At 48.0% G+C, this 22,289-nt stretch carries 16 protein-coding genes and 1 pseudogene; 14 read left to right on the forward strand and 3 right to left on the reverse strand.

Features of this window, described 5'->3' with window-relative positions:
* The first annotated feature begins 207 nt into the window (after window positions 1–207).
* From ABWH99_RS11390 to ABWH99_RS11405, 4 genes and pseudogenes are all read left to right on the forward strand, one after another.
* Window positions 208–3,021: a DUF1553 domain-containing protein gene (locus tag ABWH99_RS11390; RefSeq protein WP_375586398.1), complete on the forward strand. Its 2,814-nt coding sequence runs from the start codon at window positions 208–210 to the stop codon at window positions 3,019–3,021.
* Window positions 3,018–4,505, forward strand: coding sequence for a DUF1501 domain-containing protein (locus ABWH99_RS11395; protein ID WP_375586399.1), 1,488 nt, complete (start codon window positions 3,018–3,020; stop codon window positions 4,503–4,505). The genes ABWH99_RS11390 and ABWH99_RS11395 overlap by 4 nt, the downstream gene beginning before the upstream one ends.
* Before the next feature lie 98 nt (window positions 4,506–4,603).
* Window positions 4,604–4,765: pseudogene (locus ABWH99_RS11400) on the forward strand (hypothetical protein); the annotation flags it as partial.
* A 112-nt stretch (window positions 4,766–4,877) separates the two neighbouring features.
* The gene (locus ABWH99_RS11405) at window positions 4,878–5,963 is read left to right on the forward strand and encodes a c-type cytochrome domain-containing protein (protein WP_375586400.1); all 1,086 of its coding nucleotides are present in this window, start codon (window positions 4,878–4,880) and stop codon (window positions 5,961–5,963) included.
* On the opposite strand, the gene ABWH99_RS11410 is transcribed toward ABWH99_RS11405, so the two are convergent.
* Entirely contained in the window at window positions 5,953–7,053 is a 1,101-nt protein-coding gene (locus ABWH99_RS11410) for a serine hydrolase domain-containing protein (RefSeq protein ID WP_375586401.1), read from the reverse strand. The genes ABWH99_RS11405 and ABWH99_RS11410 overlap by 11 nt on opposite strands.
* Before the next feature lie 583 nt (window positions 7,054–7,636).
* Between ABWH99_RS11410 and ABWH99_RS11415 the strand changes: the two genes are divergently transcribed.
* The 3 genes from ABWH99_RS11415 (at window position 7,637) to ABWH99_RS11425 (ending at window position 12,769) form a co-directional block, all read left to right on the forward strand.
* Entirely contained in the window at window positions 7,637–11,797 is a 4,161-nt protein-coding gene (locus ABWH99_RS11415) for a PAS domain S-box protein (RefSeq protein ID WP_375586402.1), read from the forward strand.
* Window positions 11,794–12,219 carry a response regulator gene (locus tag ABWH99_RS11420; protein ID WP_375586403.1) on the forward strand — a complete coding sequence of 142 codons (426 nt, stop codon included), beginning with the start codon at window positions 11,794–11,796 and terminating at the stop codon, window positions 12,217–12,219. Before ABWH99_RS11415 ends, ABWH99_RS11420 begins: the two co-directional genes overlap by 4 nt.
* Window positions 12,220–12,379: 160 nt before the next feature.
* A complete protein-coding gene (locus tag ABWH99_RS11425; protein ID WP_375586404.1) occupies window positions 12,380–12,769 on the forward strand; it encodes a nuclear transport factor 2 family protein in 390 nt (129 codons plus the stop codon).
* Between the two features lie 24 nt (window positions 12,770–12,793).
* Here the strand turns inward: ABWH99_RS11425 and ABWH99_RS11430 are convergent, their stop codons facing one another.
* Window positions 12,794–13,672, reverse strand: coding sequence for a ChaN family lipoprotein (locus ABWH99_RS11430; protein WP_375586405.1), 879 nt, complete (start codon window positions 13,670–13,672; stop codon window positions 12,794–12,796).
* Window positions 13,673–13,906: 234 nt separating this feature from the next.
* Here ABWH99_RS11430 and ABWH99_RS11435 point away from each other — a divergent pair, with 234 nt between their 5' ends.
* Complete coding sequence (locus ABWH99_RS11435; protein WP_375586406.1) at window positions 13,907–14,656, forward strand: oxygenase MpaB family protein; 750 nt, start codon at window positions 13,907–13,909, stop codon at window positions 14,654–14,656.
* A 79-nt stretch (window positions 14,657–14,735) separates the two neighbouring features.
* Here ABWH99_RS11435 and ABWH99_RS11440 read toward each other — a convergent pair whose 3' ends face one another.
* The gene (locus tag ABWH99_RS11440) at window positions 14,736–15,467 is read right to left on the reverse strand and encodes an SIMPL domain-containing protein (protein ID WP_375586407.1); all 732 of its coding nucleotides are present in this window, start codon (window positions 15,465–15,467) and stop codon (window positions 14,736–14,738) included.
* A 194-nt stretch (window positions 15,468–15,661) separates the two neighbouring features.
* Here ABWH99_RS11440 and ABWH99_RS11445 point away from each other — a divergent pair, with 194 nt between their 5' ends.
* The 6 genes from ABWH99_RS11445 to ABWH99_RS11470 all read left to right on the forward strand — a co-directional run bounded on the left by ABWH99_RS11445 (window position 15,662) and on the right by ABWH99_RS11470 (window position 22,241).
* Window positions 15,662–16,291 (forward strand): hypothetical protein, encoded by a 630-nt coding sequence (locus ABWH99_RS11445; RefSeq protein WP_375586408.1) that lies wholly within the window; start codon window positions 15,662–15,664, stop codon window positions 16,289–16,291.
* Window positions 16,292–16,354: 63 nt separating this feature from the next.
* Window positions 16,355–18,811, forward strand: a complete 2,457-nt coding sequence (locus tag ABWH99_RS11450) for a heavy metal translocating P-type ATPase (RefSeq protein ID WP_375586409.1) — start codon at window positions 16,355–16,357, stop codon at window positions 18,809–18,811.
* Complete coding sequence (ccoS, locus tag ABWH99_RS11455) at window positions 18,802–18,990, forward strand: cbb3-type cytochrome oxidase assembly protein CcoS (RefSeq protein WP_375586410.1); 189 nt, start codon at window positions 18,802–18,804, stop codon at window positions 18,988–18,990. Before ABWH99_RS11450 ends, ccoS begins: the two co-directional genes overlap by 10 nt.
* A gap of 1 nt (window position 18,991) precedes the next feature.
* Window positions 18,992–21,124, forward strand: coding sequence for a cytochrome-c oxidase, cbb3-type subunit I (gene ccoN, locus ABWH99_RS11460; protein ID WP_375586411.1), 2,133 nt, complete (start codon window positions 18,992–18,994; stop codon window positions 21,122–21,124).
* A gap of 12 nt (window positions 21,125–21,136) precedes the next feature.
* Window positions 21,137–21,328 (forward strand): cbb3-type cytochrome c oxidase subunit 3, encoded by a 192-nt coding sequence (locus ABWH99_RS11465; RefSeq protein WP_375586412.1) that lies wholly within the window; start codon window positions 21,137–21,139, stop codon window positions 21,326–21,328.
* Window positions 21,315–22,241: a cbb3-type cytochrome c oxidase N-terminal domain-containing protein gene (locus tag ABWH99_RS11470; RefSeq protein ID WP_375586413.1), complete on the forward strand. Its 927-nt coding sequence runs from the start codon at window positions 21,315–21,317 to the stop codon at window positions 22,239–22,241. Before ABWH99_RS11465 ends, ABWH99_RS11470 begins: the two co-directional genes overlap by 14 nt.
* Window positions 22,242–22,289: the final 48 nt, after the last annotated feature.

Below are 22,289 nucleotides of genomic sequence, written 5' to 3' on the forward strand. Positions count from 1 at the left end.
TTCAGCTTCGTCGGTGTAAAAAATCACCGAGGGGCAGAAAGGAAGAAGGGTAGCGGTATTCTGGCCGAATCCGGTTAACAAAGGGAGCCAAGGGTGTCACCGCCACCGTTTATCCGGAATTCGAGGTCCAGCTGGTATAAATATTTGAATTCAAGGCTTTTTTAATTACTTTGGAACGGAAACTGATATCGTCAGCGAAAAACGAGTATGGCCCGCATCAATAAAAACCTATTATATCCCCTTTCTTCCGTCCTATTCCTCGGCTTGTTGGTCTGGGTGCTACGCACAATGCCTGTGGAAAACAAGCATAAGGTCATTCCGGCTGTTGTTTTTGGGGAACGAATCGATTATAACCGGGATATTCGTCCCATCGTTAACAACAAATGTATTGCTTGTCATGGAGGGGTAAAAAAGTCCGGTGGATTCAGTCTTCTATTTGAAGAAGAGGCGCTGGCAGTTAACGAATCCGGCGAACGAGCCATTGTGCCGGGAAATATCCGAAAGAGTGAACTTATCAAACGGATCAAACACAGCGACCCGGAATACCGCATGCCGCTGGAATCCGAGCCTTTGTCGGAAGAGGAAATTGACCTGTTTACCAAATGGATCAATCAGGGAGCTGTTTGGGACGATCACTGGGCATACAAGGCCCCGGTGGCCCAGGAAGTGCCTTCCGCAGGCGCTGGATGGGCCATCAATGATATTGATCGATTTGTCGCTCAAAAGCTGGAAGAGAAAAAACTGCAACCCAACCCCATGTCGGACAAGTATTCACTGATACGTCGACTGAGTTTGGATCTGACGGGCTTGCCGCCGAGCTTGGAAGCGGTGAAGGCTTTTGTGGAAGACGGATCGGCAGATGCGTACGGGCAATTAGTGGACAGCTTGCTTGCTTCACCGGCTTATGGCGAACGGTGGGCGGCAATGTGGATGGATTTAGCCAGGTACGCGGATTCGAAAGGATACGAGGCGGATCGCCCCCGAAAAATTTGGAAATACCGGGATTGGCTGATACGTGCCTTTAACGAAAATATGCCTTACGATCGGTTCATTACCGAACAACTGGCAGGCGATCTGTTGCCTGATCCCACGGATGAAAATTACATCGCCACTGCCTTTCATCGCAATACCATGAACAACGACGAGGGAGGAACCGATAACGAAGAGTTTCGCGTAGCGGCGGTATTGGACCGGGTAAATACCACCTGGACGGTCGTACAGGGAACGACCATGGAGTGCGTGCAGTGTCACAGCCACCCTTACGACCCTATACGGCACGAGGATTATTACCGTAGTCTCGCATTCTTTAACCAGACTGCTGATGCAGATATTCCCAGCGAAGCGCCGGTCCTTGTCGAGTTCAAATCGGAGGAAGATCAGGAAAAGCTGGAAAAAATTCAAGCCTGGGTAGCGAAGGTGGATGACGGGACACCCGAGGTAACGGCGGATTACTTCACCAAGCTTATACGGCTTGGGGAACCTAAACTTCATCCGCACTACTTCGAGCAGATGGATCGGGGGATACCCGTAAAGGGTACCGCCACCTTTAAAGTAGATCCTAAGATCCACTCGATCACCCGAAAACTCCCTTTTTCCGGTGAGGATCGCATCATGTTCAAGGTAAGGGTCGAAGGTGAGGCCGGAACGATTCGTTTTCGGATAGACAGCCTGCAGGGGAGAGAAGTAGCAGCCTGGGAGGTCCGTTCCCGGAAGAAAACCCGATTTGATCAATCGACGAAAAAGAACGTCAGCTATTCAGTAAGCGAAGTGCTCTCCATACCTCTTACGCCCTTTCAGGGAACCCACGATTTGTACCTGGTTTGGGAAGGACCAGATGGAAAAGAAACTACCTGCATCTTCGAATGGGTGATGTTGCATCATTCTCTTCCGGGAGGGGAACGGCCCGGATATGGCGAAATAGAAAAGACATTCTACGAATTGTATAATTCAGAAAAGGAAAAAGAGACGACTCCGGTGATGGTTTCCCTGCCCGAACAATACCGGCGCGATACACGGATATTTGAAAAAGGTAGCTGGATGGTTCCTGGTGAACCTGTCAGCGCTGGCGTTCCTGCCATTTGGAATCCTTTCGAGGAGCGCTACAGCCCGGACCGCCTCGGTTTTAGCGCCTGGCTTTTTAGCCCGGATAATCCATTGACAGCCAGGGTGATGGTCAATCGACTTTGGGAGCAATTATTTGGCCGGGGATTGGTCTCCTCTCTGGAGGATTTTGGTTCACAGGGATTTGCACCGACCCACCCGGAGTTGCTGGATTGGTTGGCCTTACGCTTTTCACGGGATTTGAATTGGGATATCAAACGACTTTTGAAAGAAATTGTGCTATCTGCAACCTATCGCCAATCCTCCCATTTCAAGAGGCCAGAAGAAGACGTGGATCCGCTAAATGAGTGGCTATCCAGGGGACCAAGATTACGGTTGACGGCGGAACAGGTACGGGATCAGGCGCTCGCGGTGTCCGGCTTATTAAGCCAGAAAATGTTCGGACCAAGTGTAATGCCTGAGCAGCCGGAGGGAATCTGGCAGGTGGTTTACAGTGGGGATCAGTGGAGAACCAGCAGCGGAGAAGACAAGCACCGCAGATCCCTTTATACGTTTTGGCGGAGAACCAGTCCTTATCCTTCCATCATCGCATTTGATGCACCCAGTAGGGAGTTTTGTTTGCCCAAGAGGATCGCTACGAATACTCCCCTTCAGGCGCTGGTTACGCTAAATGATCCGGTATACCTGGAAGCGGCGGAAGCAATGGGAAGGAAGGTTCTGAAAAATGCAACGTCAGACCGTGATCGGATAGCGCTATTGTACAGCATGGCCACCGGCAGAGGCATCAGCGAAGAGAAGCTTTCGGATTTGCAGGGGTTGCTGGAGCAAAGCCGTACGTATTTTGACATACAGCCGGAGACAGTATGCCAATTGGTGGGAGAAGAAAACAATGAATTGGCCGTCTACACCGTGGTGGCCAATGCCGTAATGAACCTGGATGAATTTCTGATGAAGTCATGAGTAAACGAATAAGTTTAGCCGACGAACAGCGGTACCGATACCTGCAGAGCAAGACCCGCAGGCATTTCCTAAAACAATGTACCACCGGATTAGGAGCCCTTGCACTTGGGGGAATGATGGGCTGCCAGAAGTCCACGGATTTGCAGGCGCCTAGCCATGGGATGGAAAATCTGCTTCGTCAGGTCCCTCATTTTGCACCAAAAGCCAAACGCATCATTTACCTGCACATGGCTGGTGCTCCGTCCCAATTGGAACTGTTTGACTACAAACCGGAGTTGGCGAAACTGGATGGGAAGGATTGTCCCCAATCCTTACTGGAAGGAAAGAAATTTGCCTTTATTCAGGGCATTCCCAAAATGCTGGGACCCCAGGCAGTATTTCGTCCCAGGGGGGAATGCGGAATGATGGTATCCGATAATTTACCCCATTTCTCGACCATTGTCGATGAGGTGAGCCTGATTAAAACCATGCATACGGACGAGTTTAACCACGCTCCGGCACAGTTGCTGCTACAGACCGGCTCGCCCCGGTTGGGACGACCCAGCATGGGGAGCTGGGTTACCTACGGTCTGGGTTCCGAAAACGAGGACTTGCCTGGATTTATGGTGTTGGTCTCGGGAGGAAATACTCCGGATGCGGGCAAATCGGTGTGGGGAAGCGGATTTTTGCCCTCGGTATACCAGGGCGTGCAATGCCGGTCCGAAGGCGACCCTGTGCTTTATGTGACCAACCCCTCTGGAATGAATGGGTCTTTACGTAAGCAGACCATCGACGCCATTAATCGAATCAATGAAAAAGAGTATCAGGAATTTGGGGACCCGGAAACCCTGACCCGTATTTCGCAATACGAAATGGCATACCGCATGCAAACTTCGGTTCCGGAAGTAATGGACATCAAGGACGAGCCCGCCTACATTCACGAAATGTACGGAACCGAGCCTGGCAAAACCTCCTTTGCCAACAATTGTCTTCTAGCCCGTCGATTGATAGAAAAAGGAGTTCGTTTCGTACAATTGTTTGACTGGGGATGGGACATGCATGGTGTCGCAGAGCGGGAATCTCTGGACAAAGGGTTGACCATTAAATGCAAACCCGTAGATCAAGCCATGACTGCGCTGGTAAAGGATCTGAAGCAGCGGGGTCTGCTGGACGAGACTTTGGTCGTATGGGGAGGAGAATTTGGCCGTACTCCCATGCAGGAAAACCGAGGTGGCCGGGAATGGCCGTACAAAGGTCGGGATCACCACACCGAAGCCTTTCCCATATGGATGGCCGGTGGGGGTGTGAAAAAGGGCTTTACCCTCGGAGAAACCGATGAAATCGGTTATTATGGAATTAAAGACAAAGTGCATGTGCATGATTTGCAGGCAAGTATTTTGCATTTGATGGGCATGGATCACGAAAAATTTACCTATTTTGCCCAGGGACGGGATTTCAGGTTGACCGACGTTTCAGGAAAAGTAGTACACAAATTATTTGCATAAATTACATGGAGCAATCATCAGATATCATCATCTTTTTCGGGAGGTTTCATCCCCTGTTTCTACACCTTCCCATCGGCTTCTTAGCCCTGGGATTCCTCATGGAGTTCATGTCCCGCCGGGACCGGTTTTCCTACCTAAGACCTGCCATTGGCTTTGTACTGGGACTGGGAGCGCTTTCTGCATTGGTTACAGCCCTACTCGGTTTGATGTTGGCTCAGGCAGGAGATTACGGTGAGGATTTATTATTTATCCATCAATGGTCCGGTATCCTGCTGGTGCTGTTCGCATTTGGTACCTGGTGGCTGTACGCACAAAAGGAAAAGAAAGGCAACCCTTACTTTCAACCGTGCTTACCTGAGCTCGTTTGCGCTCATGATGGTATTTCTGGCAGTGGCGGGTCATTACGGCGGCTCACTGACGCATGGGGAAAATTACCTGACCCAATACCTTCCAGATGGAATAAAAAGATTGGCCGGGATGCCGATCGAAGAAAAAGGTCCCCGGCTGATCGAAAACCTGGACGAGGCGGTGGTGTATACCGATATCATCCATCCCATCATGGAGACTCGTTGCAATTCTTGTCACAATGCCAGCAAGAAAAAAGGCGACTTGCAGATGCATACCCGCGAAGCATTGCTAAAAGGCGGTGAAAATGGTCCCATTTTCCTCGCGGGAAACGCCGCTGAAAGCGAGATGATCAAGCGCATTCACCTGGATCCTAACCACGACGACCACATGCCGCCCAAGGGAAAATCCCAATTGACAGACGAACAGGTCCTGCTCCTGGAATGGTGGATCAACGAGGGGGCGCCGTTTGAAAAAAAGGTCGCCGAACTTAAAGCAGAGCAGGAAGTGCAGTCCGTATTGCTTACGCTCGCTGATCCCAATGCGAATAAGTCGGCGGTAGAGATATTGCTGGCGGAAGGAACGACGGCTCCCGACCAGGAAAAACTGAAAACCTATGTTGAACGGGGGATATCGGTTAAAGCTCTTTCCAATGATTCGAATTGGTTGCAGGTAACCTTATACAAAAAGGATTCGGTAGACCAGGTATTGGAAAAGTTAGCAGCAGATTTTCCGGAGCAAATCACATGGCTTGATGCCAAAGATACGCCTTTGACGGATGCCGGACTGGAGGCCGTGGGAAAAATGAAAAACCTCACGCGACTTCGCGTAGAGAAAACGGGGATTTCCAATGCCGGGCTGGCTCATTTGGCAAACCTGGAATACCTGGAATCACTTAATATTTATGGGACCGAAGTCAGTGATGCCGGCCTGGATTACCTTTCCGGCTTGCCCAATTTGAAACGACTCTACGCCTGGGAAACGGGGATTAGTAGGGAAGGAGCTGCAGCATTCGTTGCTAGCGGAGCTAAGGTGGATATAAATCTAGGCTACGAAGTCAACGTGGTTGATTCGCTTACCGTGGAAGTAAAACCGGTGGCCGTCAATAACTAGCGCTGGGAAGCCTATCCGCAAGGATCTCCCAGAGGTCATTGAGAAATAGAAAAGGCACTGGACTCTGATCGGGGTTTTCTCCGAGTCTTACCAAAACCAGGTTTTCCGAAGGGACCAGGCAGAGAAATTGCCCATCGCGGCCCATGGCACAGACCATGTCCGAGGGGCCTTTTGGTATAAAGCTTCCCGGGAAGACCGTTTGCACACCGGGAAGCATAAAGCTTTCCTTGCCATTTAGCCACCAAAGGTACCCATAACTTCGATTGTAGCCCTGAGAGGATGAAAGCATCGCAGAAAAATAGGTTTTGTCGCGGATGATTTCCTCCTGTTCCCATCGCCCTCCAGCCAGGATCATCAGGCCAAACCGTGCCATAGAGCGGGCGTCGCTAAAAAATACCTGGTTAAACCCTATTTTTTGCCAAAAGCCGGTCATTCCAATTTTCGCTCCAATTTTCTGCTGAAAATAGTCGGGAAAACTCGTTCCTGTAGCTCGGGTAAGGACGGTATCCAATAGCGTGTACGGAGCATTGTGATAGGCCCATCGCTTTCCGGGATCGGTCAGGTAACGAAGGCTTTCCGGACGGTAATCGTCTGGATTGCTTAGCCCATCGTCCAGGCCGGTGGTCATGCTCAAGTGGTGGTGCACCTGAATCAGGTATTCCTTTTCGTAGGGAAGACTGCTCCATCCGGCTCCGAGGATCTCGGTTGTGCGTTCCTCCAGTGATAGGTGCCCTTCCTCCTGTGCCAGGCCGACCAAAACAGCGGTAAGTGTTTTACCGGCGGAGGCCCAGTACCAGGGGGCGTCTTTTGTGAACGGTTGACTGGATGCCAGGCGGGTCCCATAATAAAACTCCAGGGCGATCTTCCCATCTTTCAGGAGGATAAAGGCTCTGGTACCGTTTTCGGACAGCATCGTTTCCAAATCTTGCATGCTCCCAGTCGCAAGCTCAATGGAGGTGGTTTCCCAGTTTTCGGAGGGTTGGCCGGGAAAGTATAAGCCGTCTGAAGACCTGGTCGCTGGTAGAGGGTCTTGCTCACAGCTAAGAAAAGAAAGGGCTAAAAGGGAGCAAATTACGATTCGGTATTTCATCCAACATTCAAATTTTTTTTATAAAAATAATCTTTTTAATTTGTAATGGTAGTACTGGATATAGTAGAATCAGTACTTTTCTATATATTCTTCCCTGTGGATGCAATTGCCTGGCATCTGCACGGATCTGGTTTCTGCCGGCGAACCAGGCAATTGGATTTATCTTTAAACAATCCGGATACGCAGAATAGGCAGTAGGTTTTTTTTAGAAAAGAACCTAAAAAAAAGGGCGCGATAACCGGTCTTGTTGTCGTGGAAAGGCCGGCAGAAAGAATCCGGTTGTATTTGGCAAAATTGGCGATTTTGTCCGCAGTCGAAAAGTAGAATTACGACTCAAATAACCGGATAGAGAGCGGTTTGCCGATGTTTCTCGATAGTTGGTGTGGTATTTGTTTTACTTTGTTTTCGAAAGGGGTCAGGCTATTCATTAGGGAATGGCACGAAAAAAGACGTGGCAATACACTATAGATTTGCGGGGAAAGAAAATTGAAGTGACTAAATTAGTAAAAGATGTCGATCATAAAGCCTTGCGGAGCCGTTTGACGGATTGGTAGACTAATTCAATTAAAGAAAATTGCAGAAGATGGAGGGTCAGGATTATAGCACACTATTTTACTTCAACCCCCTGCCAAATTGGGTATACGATAGGGAAACCTTTGAAATTGTAGACGTCAATCAATCTGCCATAGATCATTACGGGTACAGCAAAGAGGAATTTTTATCCATGACGATCCGGGATCTCAGGCCTCCGGAGGAAGTTCCCAAACTTCATGCCGCGCATGTAGGGGTGGATACCAAAAGGCACACCATCAATTTTGGCACATTTACCCATAAAAAAAAGGGGGGGAAACGAATCCGAGTGGATGTTAACGGACACCCGGTAATTTTTAAGGGCCGACAATGCCTGATGGTGACTTGCCAGGATGTCACGGAGAAGGAGCAGCAGTTCTTGGAATTAAGGGATTCCGAACAAAAGTTAAAAACGGCTTCATCCATCGCTAAATTGGGCTACTGGCGGCAGGAAGTGGGTTCCAAGCGATTGAATTGGTCGGACGAAGTATACCGAATATGGGGAAGAAAAAAAGAGCAGTTTGAAGCAACGTTCGAAAATTTCTTTGAAACGATTCACCCGTCAGATAGAGGTTTATTCCTGGAAGAGGAAGCGGCAGTTTTTCGGGGCAAGGAATCACTGGATATAAGCCATCGGATTTTGTTGCCCGATGGTCAGGTGAAATGGGTTCACGAACTGGGAAGGCTGAATCGCGACAAACATGGAAATCCACTGTTATTTGAAGGGACGGTTCAAGATATAACCAAACAGAAGCAGGAAGAACAGCGACTGCGATTGCTTGAAAGTGTGGTGACACATACAAGCGATTCCATTATGATTACAGACGCCGCAACTTCGGACAAAACCGGTGTAAAGATAGTCTATGTGAACGAAGCATTTACCAAGATGACAGGCTATTCCTTTGACGAGATTGTCGGGAAATCGCCAAGAATACTGCAGGGTCCTAAATCCGACCGGGACGCGATACAGCAACTTAAGGAAGCTGTAAAAAATCGGGAAGATTGTCAGGTTTCAACCATCAACTATAAAAAAAACGGAGATCAATTTTGGGTTACTATTTCGATTTCGCCCGTATTGGATGAGGCCGGTCGCGTTAGTCATTGGATTGCTCTGGAAAAAGATGTGACCGCTGCGATGATTGAGCAGCTTCAACGCGATCTTCTGGCAAAAATAAGCGTGGCTTTTCACGAAGGAATAAATCTTCGGTCCGCTCTCGCCGAGGTGTGTCGCTTAATTGCTGATTATGGTGACTTTAGTTTTTGTGAGGTATGGATTCCAGATCTTCAAAGGAAATCATTGCACCTTGCGGCTAATTTTGCGCAGGACGTTAAAGGAAGGACGTTTTATAAAGCGTCTGGAAAGGTCACGAAAATGGATACGGATACGGGGCTCCCTGGTAACGTGTGGACAGAAAACAAATCGGTGATATGGGACAAATTGGCGCAGAATGATTCGTTTATTCGTAGGAGTGCGGCACAGCGGTCGGGGCTATCCGTCGTACTAGGAATCCCACTTCGGCACCAGCAAGCACAGATGGGTGTCCTGGTGGTGGGTGCCTGCGAAGAAGCCAGGACGATGGAGCAACACCGCCCCGTACTAAACAGGCTAAGTTCCTTTATTGGCTCGGAGATCAATAGAAAAGGGCTGGAGGAGGAATTACTCCATTTATTCGAAGCATTACCTGATATCATCTGTCTTACCGATTTTAAAGGCAATTTTCTAAAAATGAACCGTTCGGGTTGCGAGCTTCTCGGGTACCATGAAGAAGAAATTTTGGGTAGCTCATTTGTCGAATTCATTCACCCGGAAGATGTCGCCCATACTGAAGAAGCATTTAGAAACATTCATTCGGGTGGTGCTGTGTTTAAAGTTGACAACCGATTCCTGACCAAATCAGGTAGCGTGCGCTGGTTGAGTTGGTACGGCAATCCCCAGGTTGGCGAGCAGGTAATTTATGCTTCCGCTAAGGATGTTACCGAGGAGAAAAAACTTCAGGAATTGGTCATCGATGCCTCGCAACTCGCAAAGATCGGTGGATGGGAATTGGATTTGACGGCCCAGGAAGATGCGGATACCATGTATTGGTCGCCGATGGTTCGGGAAATTCTGGAAGTTTCGGATGATTACAATCCCTCTCTTTCCGGTGGATTTGAGTTTTATTCCGACCACAGTAAAGAAAGAATAGTAGCAGCAGTAGACAAGTTGATTTCGGAAGGGCTTGAATTTGACGAAGAACTGTTAATACGGACCAAATCCGGGAAAGAAAAATGGGTTCGTTGCATCGGTAAAAGCGAGCGGATCAACGGCAGGTGTTCGAAGATTTTCGGAAGTTTTCAGGATATCCACAGCACGAAATTGACCGAACTACGAATATCTGAAATATTGGGAAGTATCTCCGACGGCTTTTACGCCTTGGACGAAGATTGGAATTTTACTTATTTCAACAAAGAGGCAGAGAATCTCCTCAACCGAAAAAGCGAGGAAGTTTTGGGAAAAAACATTTGGGAGGAGTTTGCTCCCGCGGTAGGAACCCAATTGGAGCGGGTATACCGAGACGTGGCTGATCGAGGGAAGGCAGCCAGTTTTGAATACCAGTACCCTGGCACCGAATCCTGGTATGAGATCAATACCTATCCATTTGGTGGGGGAATTTCGTCCTATTTTAAGAATATTGATGAGAAACGGCATGCCGCCGAAGAATTGCAAAAAGCCTATCAGGAAAAAATCAATATTATTGAAAGTATTGGGGATGCATTTTTTACGGTAGACAAACAGTGGACTGTTACCTATTGGAATAAGGAAGCCGAGCGGCTAATGGGTAGATCACGATCCTTGATGCTGGGGCGGAATCTTTGGAAACAATACACGGATCTTGTTGAAACCGATTTCTACGCGCAGTGTGTTTCGGCCATGGAGTCTGCTCAAAATGTGGCATTTGAGGTTTTTTATCCTACGCTAAGTAAGTGGTTGGAAGTGGCGGTGTACCCAAGCATCGATGGCTTGTCGGTGTACTTCAAAGACATCACCCGTAGAAAAAACACCGCCATGCAAATACTACGTGCCAACGAGCGGTTTGAAAAGGTGACTCAGGCAACTACCGATGCCATTTGGGATTGGGATTTAGAAAATGATGTCATTTTTAGAGGGATGGGTTTCGAAAAGTTTTTTGGAACTAACGTTCAAAAGAACTTTAAACGGGCCGAGTTTCAGCAAGATCGTTATCACCCCGACGATCTTGTCGCCATCAAAGAAAGCATCAAAGCCAGCCTGGCAGATCCCATGCAGGAGAAATGGCGTATGGAGTATCGGATTATCCATAGTAGCGGCGAAGAACGGATAGTGATTGACAAAGGGATGATTATCCGTAACGAGGCCGGAAAGGCCATACGTATGGTAGGAGCGCTGACGGATATCACCGATCGGAGAAAAAGCGAGCGAGAAATTCAGGAATTAAATCAGCTTTTGCAACGACATATCCAGGAGCTCGAGGTTACGAACGAGCAATTAGAGCAATTTGCATTTATAGCCTCCCATGATTTACAGGAACCACTCCGAATGATCTCTAGTTTTTTAAACCAAATTGAACGTAAATACGGGGCGCAACTGGATGCAAAAGCCCATCAGTACATTCATTTTGCGACGGATGGAGCCAAACGGATGAAACGCATTATTTTGGACCTATTGGAATATTCCCGGGCAGGGAAATTTGGGGAGCGGCCGGAGCAAATTGACTTGCATGCACTTTTACACGAATACAAAGTGTTGCGGCGCAAGTTGATTCGCGATAAAGAGGCCGTATTGGTTTATGAGAAGCTTCCCACCGTTTCTTGCTTTAAGGCACCATTGGTGCAAACCCTACACTGCCTGCTGGACAACGCTCTCACTTACTCGCAGGAGGGGGTGCCTCCAAAAGTAGAGCTTCGGGTAAAGGATTGCGACACGTATTGGGAGTTGCGCGTCGCCGACAATGGGATTGGGATTGATTCTCAATTTTTTGACAAAATTTTCATTATATTTCAGCGTTTGCATAACCGGGACCGGTACAAGGGAACTGGAATTGGTTTGTCAATCGTGAAAAAGCATGTGGAATCCTGGGGTGGAAAAATTTGGCTGGAATCGACTCCTGGAGTCGGGAGTGCGTTTTATCTTACTATTAACAAAGAGTTTGAATGAAAGAGGCTCACATCCTATTGGTTGAAGACAACGAGGGGGATATTGTACTCACACTTGATGCATTCGAAGAATGCAAAATTAAAATCCGGATCGATGTTGCCAGAAACGGAAAAGAAGCGTTGGACTTTCTTTTTGGAGAAGGGGGGAAGGTGCCCGATAACCCTCCGGATCTGGTCCTTCTTGATATCAATATCCCGGTGTATAGCGGACACGAAGTACTTAAGGCAATTAAAGCCGACCCTTCCCTGAGAAAAATGCCGGTAATCATGCTAACCACTTCTTCTAACCAAAAAGACATCGACCTCGCTTACGAAAACCATGCAAATAGCTACATCACCAAACCGATTGAAATGGATCTTTTTTTAAAAGCAATTCTGAAGATTGAGCAATTTTGGCTCCAATTATCCAAGCTTCCATCCTAGCAGGCTGTGTTTTGCAGACAGGTTCGAAGTTTCACCTGTAGTATCTGACTTCCGGTAGCTCGGTAAGTGAAATTAATCAAGCTTGTCGGTTGAAAAATAGGTGATTTTCAAGAAAGCCGATTGGCAGGGTACACGTAAGATCGATTGAACCAGACGAATCATGGATTCACAAAAGGAAAACCACAAAAAAATGGTAGAAAACTACATCGCTGCCTATAATGGCATGGATGGGGAGGGAATGGTTAAGGATCTGTCGGAGAATGTGGTTTTCGAGAACATTGCAAGGAATAAGGTAACCATGCGTTTGGATGGAAAAGCAGCTTTCAAGGCACAAGTAGAAACGGCCCTTTCTTATTTTTTTGAGCGCAAACAGACCATTCGTTCCTGGGAATTTGGAGACGAATCGTTGTGCGTAGATATAGATTATTGGGCGATTTTGGCCGTAGATTTCCCAAACGGTCCGAAAGCCGGTGAGCAGTTGCGCATGAGGGGCAGGTCGGAGTTTTCCTTCGAAAATGGGAAGATCAAGCGCATAAGGGACCTCAGCTAAGGAGCCAGCTTCCGAAGAAAGCAGCTAATATGTTTTTGGTTGATTCGGGTCGGTAAGGATGATAATATCTGCTTTGTCCTGGTGGGAATCCCAGTGGGGTTCGTTGAAATCCTCCGATGGAAAACAGGAGATAGTCAGGATGGGAGGTCGGCGCCTTCGTTTCTTCACCGCTGCCACCGTGCCCAATCCTTCGTCGCTGTGGAATTTTCCTGTCAGGTGGAGTATTTTCGCCTTTCTGTTTTTCTTCCAGGCAGTAAGGATGCTCTCCGCCATCGTGGCGTCACGCAATAGTTGGGCATGGAAGATGGAGGGACCCATGTGCTGCCCGTATTCCCCCATGGCAGCAACGAATTTTTGGCGGTAGGCATCGTTCTTCCCGGGGAGTTCAAATCTGGCATAGTACGGCTTGGCTTCTTTGGGGAGCCGATCGAGATAGTCGATTCCTTTTTGGCTGACCATGCGCGCGTACCTTCCCGGGACATTGGCTGCAATGACCTGCTGATCGCCTGATTTAGCGAGCTCAACTAATGGTGCGTAATCCGCATAGTTGCTCCAGGCACGGCTTTCTTTCGTAAAGCTGCCCTCGCTGATAAGGCCCGCCAGGTACTCGTTTACCACCAACTGGACGTCTCGTTCAAACATTTCCAACGAGAGAATTACCTCGGGGTATTCGTCCAGTAAGGCGGTGTAAAGCGCTTGCTGCAAGGAATGCGCCACAGGGTCATTGTGTTCTTCGCCGAATACAATCAATTGTTTTTCCCGGGAAAGCTGGACGATATCGGCAAAGGCGATCTCCCGCCTGGTGGGTGTATGGTATAGGGTGTATCCGGTTTCAGGCATTTGTTGGGACCAGGCAAAATCAGGAATCGCAAGGAAGAATAGGAGCCAGGATAGGGTTCTCATACGGGCAATTTTTTAGTGAAAGTAACCAATTCTTCCCGTTTTTAATGGTTTTTTGAGTGCTATTTCTGGTAGGATGCTTTTGGAGCAGGTAAAAACCAAGTACCTTGCAGGAAACCGTTTGGGCCCGTTGAGATGAAAATAAAACCGTATACAAAGGCAATTACTGAGTTAAATCCGCGGTCAGATTACGAACGAATCGCCTATTTATTGACGTTTCACTGTTTCCCCTGGGATATGGAAAAGGCGTTGGAGTTTGCGCTTTTTCGTACCTTTGCCGTACCGTCGGTATCCCGGCTATTGGTGGCAACCGGCGAGTTTGTTAGCCGCACCCGAAAGCGGTACGACGATACGGAACTAATCCTCTATGAAATTCTGGAAAATGGTATGGAAAGTGTCCGGGGGAGGACCGCCATCGCGCGTATGAACGCCATGCACGGTCGCTTCAAGATTTCAAACGATGATTACCTCTACGTGCTCTCCACATTTATTTTCGAGCCCATCCGCTGGATGGAGCAATGGGGTTGGCGCTCGTTTACAGCGATTGAAAAGGAAGCCATATTGATCAATTACCAGCAACTCGCGAAACGAATGGGTATCCAAGCGGTACCACAGTCCCTGGAGTCATTTGAGGCTTTTAACAGGGCCTACGAGCGGGAGCATTTTTCGTTTGACCCTGCAAATAAAATCATCGGCGATAAAACTCTGGAGTTGCTTCTGGGATTCTACCTTCCCGGCAGATTCGTGGGGTTAGGGAAACCGTTTGCCTATTGCCTGATGGATACCCCTCTGAGAAGGGCAATGGGTTATCCGGATCCTCCAGGCATGCTACAGCTCCTGGTCAGGATTGTAATGAAAGCGAAAGCCTGGGTCATGGCTTGGATCCCGGAACCTGGGAAACCGGTTCTTGGCACCAAACGCAACCGCCCCAGCTACCCCAGCGGATATTCCATAGAAAACTTGGGAACCTTTTCCCCTCGGAAATAACGCCCTTCCATCGTTTATTGAGTAGGGAAAGGTAGTTGTCAGTGGGAGCGCCGTTCCGTGAGGGAGTAGTTCCATTTGCCTATTTGATCTGATAATCCAACTTCATGGTGATGGAAGCGGTTTTCGCTTTGGAACTCGTATTGAATGTGCCTCCCCAAGAGTAGTCCTCCCCCGAATTTTGTCCGGTGATTTGAAATATCCCCATATTTGCTACGATCAGATTTCCCAGGGTTGCACCGGCGTTTTTTGCAATCGTTTCCGCACGAACTCGGGCATCTTCCGTTGCTTTGGAGATGAGTTCGATCTTTAAGTCGGCCAGTTGGGTGAAATAATACCGTGGTGCCTGGGAGTAAAATTGAATTTCCTTATTCAGGAGTTCGGTAATTTCCCGGGCTATTTTTTCCACTTTTTCTACTTCTCTGGATTCAATACTGATAGTTTGACTTAGGATATAGCCCAAAAAAGTTTCTCCGATAAAACGGCCCTCCGAGCTGTACTCCGACCGGGTGTTTTGTCGGGATTGTACCGCACTAAAGACGATTTCCTCCGACGCAATCCCTTTCGAATTCAGGTATTCCGTAACCGCTTTTCGGTCCTTTTCCAAACCCGAATAGGCTTCTCCGAGCGTATATGCCTGCTTTTCAAACAGCCCTTCCCAAACAATCAGGTCAGAAATAAAATCCGTTTCGCCGAGACCGGTGACAGAAATCTTGGCCTGAGTAAGGCTACGTTTCCAGAAGGCATTGCCCAAAACAACGGCGGAAAGTACGATTGCCAGGGCAAAAATGACAGCAGTAAGGTGTTGTTTCATTGCATAGCGATTTTGATGGGATCAATGTCGCGATTTCTTCGAAAAAATCCCCTGATCGGGAAAAAATTATTGCATCGATTAGTGAAACAGTAGCTACAATGTAGAAAAAAGGTGATAATTATCATGTTTGTACCTTCCCAAGGTCACGCTTTCCAGGTGTGTCGGCTGCTAGCTTTGTAAAAAAAGTTACGCTTATGCAGACCAGGTTGGACGTAAATTTTGCTTTTCCCGAAGAGATTGTTACAGCCCATTACCGCTGTCCCCTGCCAAAGGGATTTCCTACAAGGGAAATGGAGGCATCCGCGAGCCACAAGTTATTGGGATCGGCTTCCGCTAAATTGTACACCGCTCATTTGCCGGAGGTACTGGATTGGCTGCACGGATTGGATTATCCCAAAGCGCTGGAGAGTGAGCCTTGCGAAGTCCCCGTTTTGCTGTATGATCGTGAGCTCTCTTTCGAACGCCTGCTTTTTCACTACGACGGTACTCCCGCATCGGCAAGGATTATCAAACAGTTTCTGGCTCTCTTCTCCGAAAACATTCAGGCGAGCAGAGCTACCATCATATCGCCTGCATTCATCCCCAAGTCCAAAATAAAGGAAGAGCAGGAAATCATTCAGGAGGTAAGCAATCATACGGCAGAAACATCCTTTATCAAATTTAATTTCAATCGAATTGGCGATTTTTGGTCGTATGCGGTCAAGCATCAATGTACGTTTTTGGTCACTACCAAAAAAAATCAGGCGGATCTTGCGAAGGTGTTATTTCATTTTTACAAGGGAGGTATGTGGTACGACAGGCTATCCTTTTATTTGGCTGTATAAATCAGTATATTGAATGACATTTGTTATGTTTTTGACCTGGAAGCTGAAGTAAATTGCCGCCCTATGGAGCACACACCTGCCAACGTTAAAAAACCTATTCAAACTAGCTGCTACCATTGTGGGGAGCAATGTGAGGAGGAAATCCTGCACCATGACGGAAAACGTTTTTGCTGTCTTGGATGCAAGACGGTATACGATGTGTTGAGCGAAAATGACCTTTGCGATTATTACGATCTCGCGGAATCCCCCGGTACGAACCAAAAATTGGAAAATAACCGCTCGAATCGGTTTGACTACCTGGACGATGCGGATGTCCGAGACAAATTGATTGATTTTCAGGACGACAAGCAAATTCATGTGACGTTTTTTGTCCCGTTGATTCATTGTGCTTCCTGCATTTGGCTCTTGGAAAACCTACATCGGCTTCGTGCAGGAGTCGTTGATTCACGGGTTAATTTTATCGAGAAAAAAGTGCAGGTACGGTTTCTTAAGGAGGAGATCAGCCTGAAGGAATTGGTCGCGGTAATGGCGGGAATCGGTTACGAGCCCCGCATCAATCTATCCGACATGGCCCCACAGAAAAAGCGGCCGGTCGATAGAAAGCTCGTGTATCAGCTTGCCGTGGCAGGTTTTTGCTTTGGAAACATGATGTTTTTTAGTCTTCCAGAGTATTTTTCAGAGGCGGAATTATTGGGTCAGGGCTTCAAGGAGTTGTTTCGGTACCTGAATGTGGTATTGGCTCTACCGGTTTTTTTCTATTCGGCTTCGGATTATTACCGAAATGCCTGGTATTCGCTCAAAAACAAATCGGTCAGCATGGAGGTACCCATCGTTTTGGGAATCCTGACGTTGTTCACCGTTAGTTTGTACGAAATATTTGTGAGCGGGCAGGAAGGGTACCTGGACACGTTAGGAGGATTGTTGTTTTTCCTTCTTTTGGGAAAACTTTACCAGCAAAAAACATTTGATACCTTGTCCTTTGACAGGGAATATACCTCGTACTTTCCGATTGGAGTGAGTAAAATGACGAAAAATGAGGAGGAAGTAATCCCGCTTACCAAAATTCAGGTAGGTGATAGGATTCGGGTACGAAACGAGGAACTGATACCTGCCGATAGTGTATTGCTTGACGAAGAAGCAACCATTGATTACAGTTTTGTAACCGGGGAGGAAGTGCCCGTGCCCATAAAAAAGGGTGCTTTGGTATATGCCGGCGGAAGGCAAAAAGGAGCGGCTATTCAATTGCTTGTGCAAAAATCTCCTTCCCAGGGATACCTTACCGACTTGTGGAACCACAAAGCCTTTTCAAAAGACGTACAGGAAGATTCCCTGGCTACCCTGGCCACCCGAATCAGCGGAAAGTTTACCTTCACCGTGCTGTTGATTGCGTTTGGTGCGTTGATCTATTGGAGTTTTGACGATTTTTCGATGGGTATTCGTGCGTTCACGGCCGTTCTGATCATCACTTGTCCCTGCGCCCTGGCCATGTCCACTCCCTTTACTTTGGGAAACGTTATGCGAATTTTTGGCAGGCGTGGTTTTTACCTGAAAAACACCCAGGTAATTGAAAAATTGGCCAGTTTGGATACCCTGGTGTTTGACAAGACAGGTACGCTAACCTCACCCTCAAACGCGCGGCTGCATTACGAAGGGGAAGCACTTTCGGAAGAAACCCGTGCGGTGGTCAAAGCACTCGTCAATCACTCCATACATCCGCTAAGCAACCGAATCAGTCGTTGGTTGGGAAATGTCCCTGTGGCAGCCGGCCTGGAGCAGGCAGAGGAAATTCCGGGAAAAGGATTACGTGCAATTTATAAGTCCCAGTCTTTTGTCCTGGGAGCCGCCACTTTTGTAGGACTTAAGGAGCTTCCGGAGTCTGGAAGGGGAGGTAACGAGGTTCATTTGGTGGTTGAGGGCGTTCATTTGGGCACCTTTTACATTGAAAGTGGCATACGGGAAGGCATGGAGGAAATGATCCCCACATTGGCAAACGCCTATTCCCTTCATTTACTTTCAGGGGATCAAGACCATGAAAAGGCTTATCTGACGAGAAAATTGGGTGCATCGCTTCAAATGCATTTTAAACAGAGCCCGAAGGACAAATTGAATCATATTCAGCGGCTACAAGACGCCGGACATCGGGTGCTAATGGTAGGCGATGGACTAAACGATGCCGGTGCGTTAAAAGCGGGGCATGTGGGAATCGCTGTGACGGAAAACGTTTCTCATTTTAGTCCGGCAAGTGATGCGATACTGGATGGAGAAAAACTTCGTTACCTGCCATCTTACTTGGATTTTGCGAAGTTAGGCAGAAAAATTATCAAGAGCAGTTTTGGGCTCAGTTTTACCTACAATGCCCTTGGGATTTACTTTGCGGTTCAAGGGTTGGTAAGTCCTGTATTTTGTGCTATTTTAATGCCAGCCAGCAGTATTTCAGTGGTTTTGTTTACAACGCTGGCAACCAATTATTTCGCCCGAACGAAGGGCATGAACGAAAAACCCGAGCTGAGATGGAAGTAATTTTTGTATTGATTGGCGTAAGTTTGGCAATGGCGGGAGGTTTTTTGTTGCTTTTTTTTAAAGCGATGAAAGGGGGGCAATTTGACGATCAGCATACGCCGGCCATGCGCATACTATTTGAACGGAAAACACAAAAAAAACATACAACCAATAAAAAAACACCTAAAAACACAAAGTGATATGTCAGGAACAACACTTGAACAGTTTAGTTACGATAATAAGATCGTAAAATACTTCGGTGCAGCCACCGTTATATGGGGCCTGGCCGGTATGCTGATCGGGGTGATAGCTGCGACCCAGCTTTTTCTTCCCGAAGCCAATTTGGGCAACCCGTACACCACGTTTGGTAGGATCCGGCCGCTGCACACGAATGCCGTGATTTTTGCCTTCGTAGGCAATGCGATTTTCGCAGGTGTGTACTATTCCATGCCTCGTTTACTCAAAGCCCCCATGTGGAATAAAACCTTAAGTTGGTTTCATTTTTGGGGCTGGCAAGCCATTATTCTTTCCGCGGTCATTACACTTCCGCTGGGATTGACCTCGTCTAAAGAATATGCCGAGTTGGAATGGCCAATCGATATAGCCATTGCGGTGGTTTGGGTTGCTTTTGGGGCAAATATGATTGGTACCCTGATCAAGCGAAGAGAGAAGCACATGTACGTAGCCATATGGTTCTACCTGGCTTCCTTCGTAACGGTTGCGGTATTGCACATATTCAACTCCCTGGCATTGCCTGTATCGCTTTTTAAAAGTTATTCCGCCTACGCGGGTGTTCAGGATGCGCTGGTGCAGTGGTGGTACGGCCACAATGCCGTAGCATTTTTCCTGACCACTCCTTTTTTGGGACTGATGTATTATTACCTTCCGAAGGCAGCTAATCGGCCGGTTTATTCCTACAAGCTTTCCATTATCCATTTCTGGTCGCTAATCTTTATTTACATCTGGGCAGGGCCACACCATTTGTTGTATACCGCCCTACCAGAGTGGGCTCAGGTACTGGGCGTGGCCTTTTCTGTCATGCTTATCGCCCCTTCCTGGGGGGGGATGGTCAATGGCTTGTTGACCCTGCGAGGCGCCTGGGATAAGGTGCGCGTAGATCCGGTTCTTAAATTTATGGTGGTGGCAGTAACGGCCTATGGGATGGCGACCTTCGAAGGTCCCCTGCTTTCCTTAAAAAATGTGAACGCGATTGCGCATTACACCGACTGGATCGTCGCCCACGTGCACATCGGAGGATTGGGATGGAATGGGTTTTTGACCTTTTCCATGCTGTATTGGTTGTGGCCAAAGATGTGGCGCACCAATTTGTATTCGGTAAAACTAGCCAACACGCATTTTTGGCTGGGGACCTTGGGTATTTTATTTTATGCCTTACCCATGTATGTGGCGGCACTTACCCAGAGCTTGATGTGGAAAGAATTTGGGGATGCCGGCAGGCTCGCCTATCCTAACTTCCTGGAAACCGTTATACAGATCGTGCCCATGTACATGTTACGGGCCTTTGGTGGCCTGCTTTACCTCTCGGGTGCAATTTTAATGGTCTATAATTTGATTAAAACCGCCGCTGCTGGAACGTTCCAGGAGGAAGAGGCGGACGAAGCACCGGCCCTTGCCAAACACGTATCTACAAGTGGAGAATTCTGGCACCGGGCCTGGGAGCGAAAGCCCGTGTTCTTTACCATCCTTGCGACGGTCGCTATACTCATCGGGGGCGTTGTCGAAATTATCCCAACGATGTTGGTTAAATCCAATGTGCCCACCATTAGCAGCGTTGAACCCTATACGCCACTGGAATTACAAGGAAGGGATCTGTACATTTCCAACGGCTGCGTGGGTTGTCACTCCCAAATGATTCGCCCGTTCCGGTCTGAGACCGAACGATACGGAGAATATTCCAAGGCCGGAGAATACATTTATGATCGTCCGTTCCTTTGGGGCTCCAAGCGTACCGGACCCGATTTGCACCGGGTGGGAGGCAAGTATCCGGATAGCTGGCATTACCACCACATGGTAGATCCAAGAACCATGTCACCGGGATCTCTGATGCCACCCTATCCCTGGATGACGACTCGGACCATGGACCACAGTACGATTGGTGCCAAGATCCGCACGATGATGAAATTGGGAGTTCCCTATCCCGAGGGCTACGACGAAACGGCCATTGACGATTTACATGCGCAGGCGCAGTCAATTGTAGCCGGCTTAAAGGAATCGGGTGTTGAAGTACTTCCCGATTCTGAAATCGTTGCCTTGATTGCCTACCTGCAACGATTGGGAACCGATATAAGTAAAACGGCCAGTACAAACCCTTAACTCCATCCGGTTATGCAAAAAGAAATTTTAAGATCTATAGAGAATATTGAAATTTATCCCATTATCTCGCTTCTGATATTTGTTACGTTCTTTATCGGAATGTTTTGGTGGGTACTACGTGTCGACAAAAAGTACATCGACCACATGAAAGAAATGCCCCTTGCAGACGAACCTCAAAAAGATGATTCCTATGAAAACGTTTAAACTGATTGGAGCCAGTTTAATGGCTCTATTGCTAGCTACTTCCGGATTTGCACAAGAGAGTGGCGATAATTGGACCGCACAAATGCAACAACTGGACAGCAGCCAGCTGACGCTATTGGTTATCATCGGTGTGGTGTTACTGCTGATCGTAATCATCATGGGGATTATGCTGTACTTGTTGTCCTTTTTGATGTCAGTGATTCGAAAAGACAACCCCGCACTGGCTACCGAGCCCACCTGGTGGGAAACGTTCAAAGAGCGATTTGTCACCGGGAAAATGAAACCCATCGAAAAGGAACAAGACATTCAATTGGACCACAGTTACGATGGGATTGTTGAGCTGGATAATTTCATGCCTCCTTGGTTGAAATACGTCTTTTACCTTACCATCGTCTTTGCTGTGGTCTACTTTGTCAATTATTCCGTGCTGGGCATTGGAAAAACCCAATACGAAGAATACGACGAAGAACTTGCAATTGCTGCATTGGAAGAAGAGCAAAGGGGCGAATCCATGCTGGCCTCTATCGACGAAACCACCGTCGAATTCGATGCAACCACCCCATCGATTGAGGCAGGTAAGGAACTCTATACCGGAAACTGCGCAGCCTGTCATGCGATGGATGGAGGAGGAGGGGTCGGCCCCAATCTTACCGATGAGTACTGGATCCATGGTGGTGACATCAAGGATGTATTCACGGTGGTTAAATACGGAGTGGTGGAAAAAGGCATGATTCCCTGGCAAGATCAACTTAGCCCGGAGCAAATGCAGCAGGTGGCCAGCTACGTATTGACTCTTCAGGGTACCACGCCGGCAAATCCCAAAGAACCACAGGGAGAAAAATACACACCTGTCATTGAAGAACCGGTCGATGCCCTTGGAGAAGAGGAGTTGGGACTGGAACCCGCTGAATAGGTACTTTCACGGGCCTCGGATTCCTTTTCCGAGGCTCATGAAAATGCC

Source organism: Cyclobacterium xiamenense (genome assembly GCF_042140265.1).
GTDB lineage: Bacteria > Bacteroidota > Bacteroidia > Cytophagales > Cyclobacteriaceae > Cyclobacterium > Cyclobacterium xiamenense_A.

Excerpts from the sequence above, each read along its gene's own strand:
- ABWH99_RS11390 (WP_375586398.1), top strand. The coding sequence starts at position 208 with ATGGCCCGCATCAATAAAAACCTATTATATCCCCTTTCTTCCGTCCTA.
- ABWH99_RS11450 (WP_375586409.1), top strand. The coding sequence starts at position 16,355 with ATGGAGCACACACCTGCCAACGTTAAAAAACCTATTCAAACTAGCTGC.
- ABWH99_RS11410 (WP_375586401.1), bottom strand. The coding sequence starts at position 7,053 with ATGAAATACCGAATCGTAATTTGCTCCCTTTTAGCCCTTTCTTTTCTT.
- ccoS (WP_375586410.1), top strand. The coding sequence starts at position 18,802 with ATGGAAGTAATTTTTGTATTGATTGGCGTAAGTTTGGCAATGGCGGGA.
- ABWH99_RS11435 (WP_375586406.1), top strand. The coding sequence starts at position 13,907 with ATGGAAAAGGCGTTGGAGTTTGCGCTTTTTCGTACCTTTGCCGTACCG.
- ABWH99_RS11415 (WP_375586402.1), top strand. The coding sequence starts at position 7,637 with ATGGAGGGTCAGGATTATAGCACACTATTTTACTTCAACCCCCTGCCA.
- ABWH99_RS11470 (WP_375586413.1), top strand. The coding sequence starts at position 21,315 with ATGAAAACGTTTAAACTGATTGGAGCCAGTTTAATGGCTCTATTGCTA.
- ABWH99_RS11395 (WP_375586399.1), top strand. The coding sequence starts at position 3,018 with ATGAGTAAACGAATAAGTTTAGCCGACGAACAGCGGTACCGATACCTG.
- ABWH99_RS11425 (WP_375586404.1), top strand. The coding sequence starts at position 12,380 with ATGGATTCACAAAAGGAAAACCACAAAAAAATGGTAGAAAACTACATC.
- ABWH99_RS11420 (WP_375586403.1), top strand. The coding sequence starts at position 11,794 with ATGAAAGAGGCTCACATCCTATTGGTTGAAGACAACGAGGGGGATATT.
- ABWH99_RS11445 (WP_375586408.1), top strand. The coding sequence starts at position 15,662 with ATGCAGACCAGGTTGGACGTAAATTTTGCTTTTCCCGAAGAGATTGTT.
- ABWH99_RS11440 (WP_375586407.1), bottom strand. The coding sequence starts at position 15,467 with ATGAAACAACACCTTACTGCTGTCATTTTTGCCCTGGCAATCGTACTT.
- ABWH99_RS11465 (WP_375586412.1), top strand. The coding sequence starts at position 21,137 with ATGCAAAAAGAAATTTTAAGATCTATAGAGAATATTGAAATTTATCCC.
- ABWH99_RS11430 (WP_375586405.1), bottom strand. The coding sequence starts at position 13,672 with ATGAGAACCCTATCCTGGCTCCTATTCTTCCTTGCGATTCCTGATTTT.
- ccoN (WP_375586411.1), top strand. The coding sequence starts at position 18,992 with ATGTCAGGAACAACACTTGAACAGTTTAGTTACGATAATAAGATCGTA.
- ABWH99_RS11405 (WP_375586400.1), top strand. The coding sequence starts at position 4,878 with ATGATGGTATTTCTGGCAGTGGCGGGTCATTACGGCGGCTCACTGACG.